Genomic DNA, 12,444 nt, shown 5'->3' with positions numbered 1-12,444 from the left:
AATTGCCTCCCCATGCAAACGGTGCGATAAAGATCGCGCTATGAGTTTACAAAACAACAACTCTGCCCCGGACAAGGGCCGCGACGTTCGGATCGTGTTCGGCGAGCCGGAAGCTCAGCTGCGCCATGCAATTCGCGCGGCGCTGAACCGGCAGGGTTACGAAAACGTCTATGATTTCGACCGGGTGGCAATGCTGCGCGAGGCGATCATCAAGAACGATCCGGACCTTGTGGTCATGGATTCGGAGATGGACGAGAGCGAAGCCGACCGGCTCATCACCGACCTTCGCTACAACAAGCTGGGCCGGAACCCCTTTGTTCCGGTGATCGTCACGATCTGGGAGCCGACGCGCGAACAGGTTAAGCGTGTGGCATCGTCGGGAACCGATGACCTGCTGGTGAAGCCGCTCAGCCCGGCGCAGGTGTTCGAGCGCATCAAGGTATTGGTCAACAACCGCAAACCCTTTGTCGTGACCAGTGACTATATCGGCCCGGACCGCCGCAAGGACGTCGGGCGCGGATCGGAAATTCCGACCATCGAGGTCCCAAACACCCTACGCTCCAAGGTCCGGGGGGAGCCGGTCGACCGGACCGCAATCGAAAATGCGATCCGTGAGGCCCAAAGCGATATCAATGACCAGCGTCTGAAGCGGAATGCGTTCCAAATCGGCTTCCTGGTCAATCTTCTGATGCCCGAGTTGAAGAAGTTCGATGTCACCGACGAGCGGATCAAGACGGTCGATCGTCTGATAGCGGTTTCCAGAGATACCGGGAACCGGATGAAGGGCACGGACTATGAGCATGTCAGCAGCCTGTGCAACGCGATGATCCGCGTCGCCTCGTCGATAGCGGACAGCATCACGCATCCGGAAAAGAAGGACGTGGATTTGCTGAAGCCGATGTCCGAGGCGATTCTGGCCGCGTTCAATCCGGACCTGTCCGCGGTCGACATCGCCGGTCAGATTTCCTCTGCCGTATCGACCTACAAGCAGCGGACGGCGTCCTGAGGGGCAACTAGAGCGGCAGGCGCACCCGCGCCCGCAGGCCGCCATGCGGCGAATCCTCCAGAAAGATATCCCCCCCATGGGTCCGTGCCACGTCGCGGCTGATTGACAATCCCAGGCCGGTGCCTCCCGTCGCCGGATTCCGGGAACGATCCAGTCGGTAGAACGGCCGGAAGGCATCCTCGCGTTCGTCCTCCGGAATGCCGGGCCCGTTGTCGTCTACCAGCACCTCGATGGCCTGCCCGCGCCGTCCCGCATGAATCCAGACCTGGGTTCCATAGCGCGACGCATTGGCGATGAGATTGTCGATGCAGCGCTTCAGGGCGTTGGGCTTCAGCCAGGCAATGATCTTGCCCTCCACATGACAGTCCAGCGCGATACCGCCCGCCCGCCATTTCGCACCCAGGTCCGCCACGATCTGTCCCAGATCGCTTTCGATGGATTTTTCGCCCCCCTCTCCCCGTGCGAAGGTCAGGTAATCCTGAATCATCTTCTCCATTTCGGAGACATTGGCGGACAGTTCCTGCGTTTCCGGGGTCTCGCCAAGCATGGCGATCTGCAGCTTCATCCGGGTCAGCGGCGTACGCAGATCGTGGCTGACGCCCGACAGCATATCCGTACGCTGGCGAACCTGCCGGCGAATCCGCTCCGACATCAGGTTGAATGCGGCGGCGGCCTGGCGGATCTCCAGCGCCCCCTCCGGTTTGAAGTCCTCCTCCGGCTCACGTCCCTTGCCGAAGCTTTCGACCGCGCGGGCAAGCCGCCGGATCGGACGCACCTGATTGCGCATGAAGATCGACGCGACCGCAAACAGCACCAGCGATGTGCCGACCATCCAAAGGATGAAGATATAGGTGGTCGAACTGAACAGCCTGCTGCGCGGCACCACGATCGTCAGAACGGCATCCTTCAGCTGCACATGGATGATGACCTGTTCATCGCGGGATTCGCTGTCGATCACGAAGGGCCGCCGGACCCGCTCCTCCATGGCTGCAGCGAGCAGGGTATCCAGCAGCCCGGTCAGTTCGTATTGCTGATTGGGCAGGATTTCACCCGGATAAAGCGCGAGTTCGAGCTCCTGGTGCCTGCGCACCGCCCTGAAGATCTCATCCCGGTTTTCCGGGTCGCGGCGCAGTTGTTCGATGGCGTTGGCAATGTCACCGGTCACGCTGACCGACAGGCGCCAGGTTACCGTGTCCCAGTGTCTGTCATAGAATATCCAGGCCGACACGACCTGAAGCAGGATCAGCGGAATGACGATGATCATCAGCGCCCGGCCGAAAAGCCGCTTCGGCAGCACGCTTTTGATCGCCAGACGAACCGACCTTGCCGCCGATCCGATCGGTCCCCGGGTCCGCGGGTTGCTCATCCGTCCGGCCTCAGAACATAGCCGCGGCCGCGCACGGTCTGCAGATAGCGCGGGTTCTTGGGATCGGGTTCCACCTTCCGGCGCAGGCGCGTGACCTGTACATCGACCGCACGGTCCCCGCCGTCGATCTGAAGGATATGGGTCAGTTCTTCCCGGGCCATGATCCGGCCCGGTTCCGCCGCCAGAACCTTCATCAAGGCGGTTTCGTTCGTGGTCAGTCTGATCGGACTGTCGCCCTGCAGCAGAAGCTCACGCCCCAGATCGAATTGCAGCCGCCCCAATCGGACAACGGAAGCACGGGTCGGCTCTTCCGCCGAGGGAATGCGCCGCAAGATCGATTGGATGCGCAGAATGAGTTCACGGGGCTCGAAGGGTTTCGGCAGATAATCGTCGGCCCCCGCCTCCAGCCCCAGGATCCTGTCGCCGGTCTCGCCCATGGCGGTCAGCATCAAAATCGGCACGCCGCTATCACCGCGCACGGCCTTGGCCAGATCCAGACCGCTCTCTCCCGGCATCATGACGTCCAGGATCATCAAGTCGAAGGTAATCGCAGCCATCTTCCGGCGCGCATCGGCCGCATCTTCTGACAGGGTTATGCGAAACCCTTCCTTCGTCAGATAGTCCCGCAACAGGCTGCGGAGCCGGGCGTCGTCGTCAACGACGAGGATATGCGTCTCTTCGGTCATGGCTGCACTATAGGTGGTTCCCGAATGCGGGGAAATTGCGACGTAGTGCCAGCCGAGGCAATGCGGAACTTGGACGACGCTGCGGAATGGTGTACGCCCCTTGGCACCGAATGGTGTCCGACCCCTGTGAGAGACAACATGCACGATCAAGCCGCCGGGGGCACTGCCCCCGCTCAAGACCGGCCGGTCTGGATCATTCTGTCTGCCCTGGCAGGGGTGCTGCTTATCCTGCGGTACGGAATCCTGCTGGCAACGGACCTGTCACTACATGGCGACGAGGCACAGTATTGGACCTGGTCCCGTGATTTTGCGTTCGGTTACTATTCCAAGCCGCCGATGATCGCCTGGGTCATCGGCGCTGCGACGAGCGTCTGCGGCGATGCCGCGTGGTGCATTCGCGCGCCGGCGGCATTGCTGCATGTCGGCACCGCCTTCGTTCTGGCCGCGCTGGCCCGACGTCTTTTCGACCAACAGACGGCCTTGTGGACGGGGATCGTCTGGCTGACCCTGCCGGCGGTGTCCTATTCCTCGCTGATCATGTCGACCGATGCGATCCTGCTCCTGTTCTGGTCGGCTACGCTCTGGGCGTATCACCGGACCCTGACACGGCCGACTTGGGCCGGCGCCCTGGCCCTGGCTGCCGCCTTCGGCCTGGGCCTCAATGCAAAATACGCCATGGCCTATTTCCTGCTGTGTGCCGTCATCCATTTGGGGATTTCCGGTGAGGCGCGCAGCGCCTTGCGGGGCGCCTGGCGGCACCTGGCCTGCGGTTTCGGTCTCGGCACCGCAATGATCCTGCCCAATGTTGCCTGGAATGCCGCGAACGGCTGGGCCACGCTCGGCCATACGGCGGACAACGCCCATTGGCAGGGCATCGTGCTGCATCCGGACGAGATGCTCGAATTCCTCGGCGCCCAGTTCGGCGTGTTCGGTCCGATCCTGTTTGCCACATTCCTGCTGTGTCTTCCGGTCACCCGCGACATGGCGGCCCGGCTTTCCGGGCCGGTGCGCATGCTGCTGGCTTTTTCCCTGCCGGTACTCGCGGTGATCACCCTTCAGGCCGTGCTGTCGCGGGCCAATGCCAACTGGGCGGCGACGGCCTATCCAGCCGCGTCGATCCTGGTAACGGCCGTGCTGCTGAAGACCATGGCGCGGCGACGCATTCTGATGGCCTCCACCCTCCTGCATCTGATCGTCGCAGCGGGATTCTATGTCGTCGTGTTGGTCCCGGATCTTGCCCCGCGCGGTCTTGCAAAGAAACTGGGGGAACTGGAGGGCTGGTCGGAGACGGCCACATCGGTTCGCGCCCGCATGGCGGATCAGGGCACCGATGTCCTGTTGATGGACAATCGGCTGATGCTGGCCAGCATGGCCTATGCCCTGCGCGACAGTGACATCCGCATCCGCGCCTGGAACCACGACACAAAGATCGACCATCATTATGAGATGGCCTGGCTCTATGACCCGTTGAAGGACGGCAATCGTGTCCTTCTGGTCACGCCGCATGACGCGGCCCCCTATGAGGACGCATTCGCCACGACAATGGTTCTGGACCCGATAGTCAGACGAGACAGGCGCGGGCGCGAGACGCGGCTGATCCTGCGCATGCTGGAGGACCCGAAATGACGGTACGCCCATGGACGACGACCGGAATGCTGAAGGTCTGCGCAATCACCTTTGTCGCATTGACCATCGTATTTCTGCCCTTCCCCCAGATCGACCTTTGGGTCGCGGAAATCTTCTACAAGGGCGAAAACGATTTCTGGCTGCGAAAGACGGAGTTCAACGCCTTCCTCAACGCCTATGTCCGGCACGGTGTGGGATATGTCGCGGTCGGCGGACTGCTGCTGTTTCTCTTCCTCTGGCTGACACGTCCGCTCGACAGGTTGCAGAAACTGGCGAGATACGGGTTTCTGTTCGTTTGCATCTTCCTGTCGACCGGATTGGTCGTTCATGCCGTCCTGAAGGACAACTGGGGACGGGCCCGTCCGAAGCATGTCACCCAGTTTGACGGAGAGTATGTTTTCACGCCGCCGCTTCTGCCCGCCGATCAGTGCCGCCGGAATTGTTCCTTCGTCTCGGGCGATGCGTCGGTTGGCTATGTCACGCTGGCTTTGGCACTCTATGCGACACGCCGGCGCAAGTTCTGGATCTGCATGTCGGTCACGGCAGGGCTCGGCTTGGGTCTGATGCGGATGATGAACGGTTCGCACTTCTTCAGTGACGTCCTGTATTCCGGCGTCTTTACCTGCGGCGGCGTCCTGTTGCTCTACCGATGGATCGTGGAGAAGCATTGGCACAGGGACATGGCGCCCGTGCGTCGGACGCTGGGCCCCATCGTCGGACCGGTGTTGCGGCCCTTGGGCCGCGGCCTGAAGGCCTTATGGCTGAAGGCGTCCACGCCCGGAATGCGCATGGGCCTCGACCGGGCCGGCATCCGCCTGCGCCGTCTCTTCGAACCCGTCGTCTGACGCAACCGGATCACTCGCCATCCCTTCGCCGTCCGGATTGGGCACGTCGAGATCGGCGTGCCGGTTGCGGTGCACGAAATAGAGATTGCGCAGATAGATGAACAGTCCGGTGCACTGGCCCAGAATAATGACCGGGTCCTGACGCCAGATCGCATAGGACAACAGCACGGCTCCGCCACCGATGCTGAAGTACCAGAACGCAATGGGAATGACGCTATCGCGCTTCTGTTCGCTGACGATCCATTGAATGATGAACCGCATGGCGAACAGCGCCTGCCCCATGAAACCGATCGTCACCCAGACGATCTCTTCGGTCGGCATGGCCTGCAGCTTGGCCCCGAAACCGGCCAACCACTCCATCATTCCCTAACCCTCCGTCACTTCCGGCCGCTTCGAGCGTTTGAGCAGCCAGTAGACCCCGATCAGGTCCACGATCCCAGCCATCGCCCGTTCCAGCGTGCCGTATTTCGACTGTCCGCGCGGCCGCGCACGGTGATTAACGCGCTCATAGCGCACCGTAAAGCCCTCGCGCCCGACCAGCGCCGGCATGAAGCGGTGCATGTGATCGAAATAGGGAATGCGAGCGAAGACGTCCCGGGAAACCACCTTCAGTCCGCAGCCGACATCCCGCGCGGAATGGTTCAGCATGCCGCGGTTGCAGGCATTGGCAACGCGGCTGATGAAGCGGCGAAACCCGGTATCCTGTCGTTTTTCGCGTTCGCCCATGACCATGCCGATCCGCTCACCGGCGGAGGCCGCTTCGTCGAATATCTGGACCAGCCGCGGCAGATCCGCCGGATCGTTCTGGCCGTCACCGTCCAGCACGCAGATCAATCTGCCGCGCGCCTCCAGAACACCGCTGCGGATGGCGCGGCTTTGCCCGGACCGCGCGCTGTGGGTCAGCACCCGCAGATTGGGGTGCAGATGCTTGCATTTCTTCAGGACTTCGGCGGTATCGTCCCGACTGCCGTCATCAATGTAGATAATCTCCGTTTCCGTCGTGTCGGGAAACGCCTCCGCGATCTCAGCGATCAGCGGTGCGACGTTGTCTTCTTCGTCGCAGACGGGAACAACGACACTGATATCGGGAACGCGCATGGGGCCACCGGAACTGTCGAAATGCCTAGGGATGAAATGCAATCGGGGTCGGGCTTACCACGCCCGACCCCGATTGGCACGACAGAAAACCGGCAGATCAGGCGGCGCTGCCGCTGATCAGTGCTGCCTTGTCCGAACCACGACGTACTTCCTCGTCATAGGCCTTCATCAGCGATTCACAGACCCGCCCAGGATTGAAGTTGTAGTCGCCGATCGAGGAAATCGGGGTCACTTCGACGGCGGTCCCCGTCAGGAAGGCTTCGCTGGCATTGGCCATTTCTTCCGGTCGGATATGGCGTTCCACAACGTCCAGCCCCTGACGCCGGGCCAGATCGATCACCGTGCGGCGGGTAATGCCGTCCAGGAAGCAGTCGGGATCCGGCGTATGCAGCTTCCCGTCTTCCATCAGGAAGAAGATGTTGGCGCCGGTCGCCTCGGCCACGTTGCCGCGCCAGTCCAGCATCAGGGCATCATGGTAGCCTTCAGCCTCCGCCTTGTGCTTGGACAGGGTGCAGATCATGTACAGTCCCGCCGCCTTGCTGACCACGGGGGCGGTCCTGGGGTCCGGGCGCGCCCATTCGGAAATCTTCATTTTCAGACCGCGCATACGCGCCTCAGGGCTGAAATAGGCCGGCCATTCCCAGGCCGCTATCGCAAGATGAATCGTGTTCTTCTGCGCTGACACGCCCATCATTTCCGACCCGCGCCAGGCAATCGGACGGACATAGCCGTCATCGATATTGTTCGCCGCAACCAGTTCGTTACAGGCCCGGTCGATCTCCTCGACGGAGAACGGAACGGTGAAGCCCAGTACCTCGGCGGATTTGTGAAGCCGCTCGGTATGTTCCGTCAGCTTGAAAATCTGGCCGCCATATACGCGTTCGCCCTCGAATACGCCCGACGCATAGTGCAGACCGTGAGTCAGAACATGCAGTTTGGCATCTCGCCACGGCACCAACTGGCCATCCATCCAGATCGTTCCGTCGCGATCGTCGAAGGGCATCAACGACATATTTTCCACTCCGTTCTCGGGCTCGACCGCATCGTTTTCGGCACCGCCCCTAGGTTCCTCCGGCAAACCATTGGTTTGCAACGATTTATTGCGCATCACCGTCGTATCGACCATCCGATTACGCAATTTTATTACTCAAGCGCACCACCAAAAGATATGATCAATTACGCTTCAGTGTTGCAGCAGGTAACATCGTGAGGCATATATGTCAACATGACTGACATAAATTCCTCCAAGCCATTCTCTGGCGGTCCGAACCGGCCGCGTGCCCGTGCCGGCAAGAGCGGTGCCAACCCGCTGTTCCTGCGTGAGGAGGAACTGCGTCAGGCAATCGAGATGCTGTTCTTCGCCTATCGCGACTTTACCGGCGAACCGGACAAGATTCTGGCGGAACGCGGTCTGGGCCGGGCGCATCATCGCGTGATCTACTTTGTCGGCCGCTATCCCGGCATGACGGTATCGAACCTTCTGGATATCCTGAAGATCACCAAGCAGAGCCTGAGCCGGGTCCTGAGCCAGTTGGTTCAGGAAGGCTATATCAGTCAGGAACAGGGCACGGTGGACCGGCGTCAGCGTCTGCTGACGCTGACCGATCAGGGGCGGGAGCTGGAACGCGTTCTGACGGAAACCCAGAGAAAGCGGATCGCGCGGGCCTATCGCGCGGCAGGGCCGGAATCGGTCGAAGGGTTCCGCGCCGTGATGCTGGGTATCATGTCCAGCGACGACGACCGGGACCGGTTCGAGGATCGGCCGGAATAACTAGTCCCCGCAGGCCGCACTGTGGTCCCCGGCCAGCACCGCGAGACTGCTTTCGATTTCCATGCGTGTCACCGGGCAGGATTGCGGACTGGCGCTGAGCGCCGACCAGTCGGGGTCTGGACATTCGGCCAGGATCGCGTCCAGCAATGTCTCGCATTTCCGGAAGTGGGCGGCTGCACGCTGATAGGCGTCCCGGCCGTTCGTCAGGAACCGGCAGGCCGTGCTCTCGGGACCGGGTGCCTTACTCAGATGGCTCTGCGCCTCATGTGTCAGCCCCCGCGCGTCGGAGAGGTCGCTCAACCCATCCTGCATTGCGCGCTCCACGTCGGGAACCGCCCCGTTGCAATCATCCGCCTCGCTTCCGGCGACGGGTACCGAGGCCAGCAGTAGCGCCAAACTAACCGTTCGGATGAAAGAACCCGTGGATCTTGCGCGCAACCGCATTCGAAACCCCATCCACCTTTTCCAGATCCGCAACTGACGCCCTCGAAACCGCCTTGGCGGACCCGAAGTATAGCAGCAGCGCCTTCTTGCGTTTAGCACCGATCCCGGGAATCTCATCCAGCGGATTGCGCGCCTGATCCTTGGCGCGGCGCTTCCGATGCGACCCGATGGCAAATCGGTGCGCCTCGTCGCGCAGACGCTGGATGAAGTACAGCACCGGGTCGCGCGGCGGCAGCAGAACAGGCTGCTCGGCGCCCGGCAGGATGATCCTCTCGCGGCCCGCCTCACGCTCCGGTCCCTTCGCGACGGACATGATTGGCACTTCGTCCTGAAGGCCCAACTCGTCCAGCGCCTCCATGGCCGCGGTCAGTTGTCCTCGTCCGCCATCCAGGATCACAAGATCGGGCCATTGCCCTTCCGACCGGTCGGGGTCTTCCTTCATGGCGCGTGCAAACCGGCGATAGATCACCTCGCGGGTCATGGCGTAGTCGTCGCCGCCCGCGGGCGCATCCCCGATGGCCGGAACAGGCGCCTCGGCAAGCCCGACCGCTGCCGCATCGGCGGCCTCTTTTCCGATCGCATCGCCCCGGATATTGAACTTGCGATAGGCGGATTTCATGAAGCCTTCACCGCCCGCAACGATCATCGCGCCGACGGCCTGGCGGCCGGAGATATGGCTGTTGTCATAGACTTCAACCCGTTCCGGGGGCGCATCAAGTCCGGCCAGATCCGCAAGCCCGGTCAGCAGGCGGCGCTGGCTGGAGGTTTCGGCAAGCCGCCGTTCCAGCGCGTCGCGGGCGTTGTCGGCGGCATGATCGACGGCCTTTCGACGACCGCCGCGTTGGGGCACGGCGATGGTAACCTTGCGTCCGGCCTTGATGCCCAGCGCTTCCCCCAGAAGGTCCAGTTCGGCCGGCCTCTCGTTGACCAGGATGTCCTTGGGCGGCGGACGGTTCTCATAGAACTGCCCCAGAAACCCGGCCAGCACCTCCGGTGGCTCCAACTGCTTGTCATGGCTGGGAAAATAGGCGCGGTTTCCGTTGTTGCGCCCGCCACGATAGAAGAATACCTGGATACAGCTCTGTCCGCCGCGCTGCTCCAGTGCGACGACATCGGCATCGCCGATCCCTTCGATATTGATGTCCTGGCTGGACTGAACATGGGCCATGGCGCGAAGCCGGTCGCGCAAGGCGGCGGCGCGCTCAAAATCCAGGGCATCCGACGCCTCCTGCATGGCTTTCGCCAGGTCGTCCTTGACCTCCTGGGACCGGCCGGACAGGAAGGCCTTGGCCTGATCCACCGTCGCCGCGTAGTCCGGGCGGGAGATGTAGCCAACGCAGGGCGCGCTGCAGCGCTTGATCTGATACTGCAGGCAGGGGCGTGAGCGATTCCGGAACACGCCGTCGCTGCAATTGCGCAGCAGAAAGGCTCTCTGCAACACATTCAGGGTGCGATTGACCGCCCCCGCCGATGCAAAGGGCCCGAAAAAATCGCCCTTGCGATCCCGCGCACCGCGATGTTTGACGATCTGCGGATAGTCCTGATCGCCCCGGATCAGGATGTCGGGGAATGTCTTGTCGTCGCGAAGCAGGACGTTGTAACGCGGCATCAGCCGCTTGATCAGGTTGTTCTCCAGCAGCAGGGCCTCGACCTCGCTGGCACAGGTCACGAATTCCATGGACGCGGTTTCCGCCACCATGCGCTGCAACCGAATGGGCAATCGATCCGGACGGGAATAGGTCGCGACGCGTTTCTTGAGATTATGCGCCTTCCCGACATAGAGGGCCTCCCCTTCCCCGGAAATCATCCGGTAGACGCCGGCATCGTTCCCAAGGTGGTCGAGATAGCCGCGAATGACATCCGCACCGGTTTGCAGCCGGGTACGGCCGCCGGATTTGGTCTCATCGCCTTTTTCTGCCTCAATCACGCTTGCCCGGCCCTCTAATCCGAAAAGTTCTTTAGGAATCAGTGTCTCGTTGTTCTGACGCGCTGCAACATGTCAATCACGCAACCCTGACGCGCTGCCGAATTGGTATTCTGATGCGCAGCAGCTGCACAAAATTAGATAAAATGCGATGCAATCGCATTTGTCTGAGCTATCCACCGTCTCTGTGGATAACCTTGTTAGCAACATGTGGTCGGACAGGGCACCCCCGCGCAACGCTGGGGACTCAACCTGTTTGCCCATTTTTTAACCACAAATAACTAAACATTTGTTTTTGCTTCACTTTCAAAGTGTCAAGTATGAAAAAAACGTTAAAGGCAAAAAAACCTATTGCAACATATGGCACATCCTTTGCCCCCGTCCCCCCTGTGAACAACTCAACCACGCCGGTCCGGATTCTTGTCGATTTTATAGCAATTTACGCTCACCGGAATCGATTCCTCACAAACGGGATTTAACCCTTCGCTATGCACCGGATCGGACGAGCGGCGCCCTCATTCCGAGTCCCGCGCCCGGTGCCGGACCAACGACACGCCAATCGCCCCGGGCTCAGGATAGACGTCCGGCTTGCGCGAAAAGATCTCGACCCTCGATACGCGCGGATGGCCAAGATAGGCGTCCGCCAGATCGGAGATCAGCTTTTCCTGCGTTTCGATATGGCCTTCGGCAACCCTCTTCAGGATTTCAGCGCGGACGAAGTCGTAATCCACAACGCTCGACAGATCGTCCATCTCCCCCGCGAAAGCATAGTCCAGGTCCAGGTGAATGGTAAAAATCAGGCGTTGGGGTCCGGTCCGCTCGAAGTCATGAACGCCGATCCGCACGATGGCCTCGAAATCCTCCAGCCGGATCTGCCAAAAGTCATTCACCGCTCGCCCCCTTCGCTTTCCCGTTCCGGCCTCAGAAACATGACGTCCCGGTCCGATGCGACGTGCCGCTGCCCGCAATCGACCGACAGGCAGGCCCCCGTCACCCCGGTCGCACCACCGAGATAAAGCACCGCCCGGGCGATATCGTCCGGGACTGTTCCCCGCCCCAAAAGGGTTCGACCGTGAACCTCTTCGAACTGCGACGCGCTCTGTGGGCCGCTGACCAGGGTCAGGCCGGGCGCGACGGCATTGACGCGACAGGCCGGCCCGTATGACATCGCCATCAGATACTGCGCTTCCTGCAATCCGGCCTTGGAGATGGTGTAGGTGAAGTAATCCGGATTCCGGTTGAACAGTTTCTGATCCAGAATGGTCACGATATTCGGATCCTGCCAGTCCGGGCCGATGCGCGCGTGAAACGCCTTCGAGACAGCTAGGGGCGCGATCAGATTGGTGCGCAAGGTGTTTTCGAACTGCGCCGAGTCCCAGTCGCCGGGCCTGTCATAGTCGAAACAGGATGCGTTGTTTACGAGAATGCCGGGGCGGCCCAGTTCGAGCGCAGCTTCGATCAACTCATCGGCCGCCCCGCTCTGCGTCAGGTCGGCACCGTGGATCATCGCCGTCCCGCCAGCTTCTTCGATCCGCTGCTTCAGGTCGACTGCATCGGCTTCGGACGAATTGTAGTGAATGCACACCGCATGACGGTTGGCCGCCAGCACCTCACAGATACGGCGGCCGATCCGGCGTGCGCCACCGGTCACGATGGCCAGTCTTTCGCGATCGGCCAT

At 61.4% G+C, this 12,444-nt stretch carries 12 protein-coding genes and 1 pseudogene; 4 read left to right on the top strand and 9 right to left on the bottom strand.

Annotated elements, in window-relative coordinates; translation table 11 throughout:
• The first annotated feature begins 40 nt into the window (after positions 1-40).
• Positions 41-1,006, top strand: a complete 966-nt coding sequence (locus R8L07_12115; protein MDW3206271.1) for a response regulator — start codon at positions 41-43, stop codon at positions 1,004-1,006.
• 7 nt (positions 1,007-1,013) lie between these two features.
• On the opposite strand, the gene R8L07_12110 is transcribed toward R8L07_12115, so the two are convergent.
• Both R8L07_12110 and R8L07_12105 read right to left on the bottom strand, forming a co-directional pair.
• A complete protein-coding gene (locus R8L07_12110; GenBank protein ID MDW3206270.1) occupies positions 1,014-2,372 on the bottom strand; it encodes an ATP-binding protein in 1,359 nt (452 codons plus the stop codon).
• Entirely contained in the window at positions 2,369-3,058 is a 690-nt protein-coding gene (locus R8L07_12105) for a response regulator (GenBank protein ID MDW3206269.1), read from the bottom strand. Before R8L07_12105 ends, R8L07_12110 begins: the two co-directional genes overlap by 4 nt.
• A gap of 138 nt (positions 3,059-3,196) precedes the next feature.
• Between R8L07_12105 and R8L07_12100 the strand changes: the two genes are divergently transcribed.
• Together R8L07_12100 and R8L07_12095 are read left to right on the top strand one after the other, a co-directional pair.
• The gene (locus tag R8L07_12100; GenBank protein MDW3206268.1) at positions 3,197-4,684 is read left to right on the top strand and encodes a glycosyltransferase family 39 protein; all 1,488 of its coding nucleotides are present in this window, start codon (positions 3,197-3,199) and stop codon (positions 4,682-4,684) included.
• Positions 4,681-5,529: a phosphatase PAP2 family protein gene (locus tag R8L07_12095; GenBank protein MDW3206267.1), complete on the top strand. Its 849-nt coding sequence runs from the start codon at positions 4,681-4,683 to the stop codon at positions 5,527-5,529. Before R8L07_12100 ends, R8L07_12095 begins: the two co-directional genes overlap by 4 nt.
• A gap of 54 nt (positions 5,530-5,583) precedes the next feature.
• On the opposite strand, the pseudogene R8L07_12090 reads toward R8L07_12095, so the two are convergent.
• The 3 genes and pseudogenes from R8L07_12090 to R8L07_12080 form a co-directional block, all read right to left on the bottom strand.
• A pseudogene (locus R8L07_12090) lies at positions 5,584-5,850 on the bottom strand (lipid-A-disaccharide synthase N-terminal domain-containing protein).
• Between the two features lie 45 nt (positions 5,851-5,895).
• A complete protein-coding gene (locus tag R8L07_12085; GenBank protein MDW3206266.1) occupies positions 5,896-6,627 on the bottom strand; it encodes a glycosyltransferase family 2 protein in 732 nt (243 codons plus the stop codon).
• Between the two features lie 97 nt (positions 6,628-6,724).
• Positions 6,725-7,639 carry a branched-chain amino acid aminotransferase gene (locus R8L07_12080; protein MDW3206265.1) on the bottom strand — a complete coding sequence of 305 codons (915 nt, stop codon included), beginning with the start codon at positions 7,637-7,639 and terminating at the stop codon, positions 6,725-6,727.
• Between the two features lie 336 nt (positions 7,640-7,975).
• Here R8L07_12080 and R8L07_12075 point away from each other — a divergent pair, with 336 nt between their 5' ends.
• Positions 7,976-8,398, top strand: a complete 423-nt coding sequence (locus tag R8L07_12075; protein MDW3206264.1) for a MarR family transcriptional regulator — start codon at positions 7,976-7,978, stop codon at positions 8,396-8,398.
• On the opposite strand, the gene R8L07_12070 is transcribed toward R8L07_12075, so the two are convergent.
• From R8L07_12070 to R8L07_12055, 4 genes are all read right to left on the bottom strand, one after another.
• On the bottom strand, positions 8,399-8,794 hold the full coding sequence (locus R8L07_12070) for a hypothetical protein (protein MDW3206263.1): 396 nt from the start codon (positions 8,792-8,794) through the stop codon (positions 8,399-8,401). It lies immediately after the preceding gene.
• Position 8,795: 1 nt separating this feature from the next.
• Positions 8,796-10,718, bottom strand: a complete 1,923-nt coding sequence (uvrC, locus tag R8L07_12065) for an excinuclease ABC subunit UvrC (protein ID MDW3206262.1) — start codon at positions 10,716-10,718, stop codon at positions 8,796-8,798.
• 563 nt (positions 10,719-11,281) lie between these two features.
• On the bottom strand, positions 11,282-11,656 hold the full coding sequence (locus tag R8L07_12060; GenBank protein MDW3206261.1) for a dihydroneopterin aldolase: 375 nt from the start codon (positions 11,654-11,656) through the stop codon (positions 11,282-11,284).
• Positions 11,653-12,444, bottom strand: coding sequence for an SDR family oxidoreductase (locus tag R8L07_12055; GenBank protein MDW3206260.1), 792 nt, complete (start codon positions 12,442-12,444; stop codon positions 11,653-11,655). Before R8L07_12055 ends, R8L07_12060 begins: the two co-directional genes overlap by 4 nt.

The sequence above is a fragment of the Alphaproteobacteria bacterium genome (genome assembly GCA_033344895.1).
In the GTDB taxonomy this organism is placed as follows: domain Bacteria; phylum Pseudomonadota; class Alphaproteobacteria; order UBA8366; family Aestuariispiraceae; genus Pacificispira.
The sequence above is the reverse complement of the archived record's forward strand: the minus strand, read 5'-3'. Positions and strand labels throughout refer to the sequence as shown.

What these genes read in the sequence shown, in the direction of transcription:
- R8L07_12115 (MDW3206271.1), top strand. Translation starts at nt 41, where the DNA reads ATGAGTTTACAAAACAACAACTCTGCCCCGGACAAGGGCCGCGACGTT.
- R8L07_12110 (MDW3206270.1), bottom strand. Translation starts at nt 2,372, where the DNA reads ATGAGCAACCCGCGGACCCGGGGACCGATCGGATCGGCGGCAAGGTCG.
- R8L07_12105 (MDW3206269.1), bottom strand. Translation starts at nt 3,058, where the DNA reads ATGACCGAAGAGACGCATATCCTCGTCGTTGACGACGACGCCCGGCTC.
- R8L07_12100 (MDW3206268.1), top strand. Translation starts at nt 3,197, where the DNA reads ATGCACGATCAAGCCGCCGGGGGCACTGCCCCCGCTCAAGACCGGCCG.
- R8L07_12095 (MDW3206267.1), top strand. Translation starts at nt 4,681, where the DNA reads ATGACGGTACGCCCATGGACGACGACCGGAATGCTGAAGGTCTGCGCA.
- R8L07_12085 (MDW3206266.1), bottom strand. Translation starts at nt 6,627, where the DNA reads ATGCGCGTTCCCGATATCAGTGTCGTTGTTCCCGTCTGCGACGAAGAA.
- R8L07_12080 (MDW3206265.1), bottom strand. Translation starts at nt 7,639, where the DNA reads ATGTCGTTGATGCCCTTCGACGATCGCGACGGAACGATCTGGATGGAT.
- R8L07_12075 (MDW3206264.1), top strand. Translation starts at nt 7,976, where the DNA reads ATGCTGTTCTTCGCCTATCGCGACTTTACCGGCGAACCGGACAAGATT.
- R8L07_12055 (MDW3206260.1), bottom strand. Translation starts at nt 12,444, where the DNA reads ATGGCCGATCGCGAAAGACTGGCCATCGTGACCGGTGGCGCACGCCGG.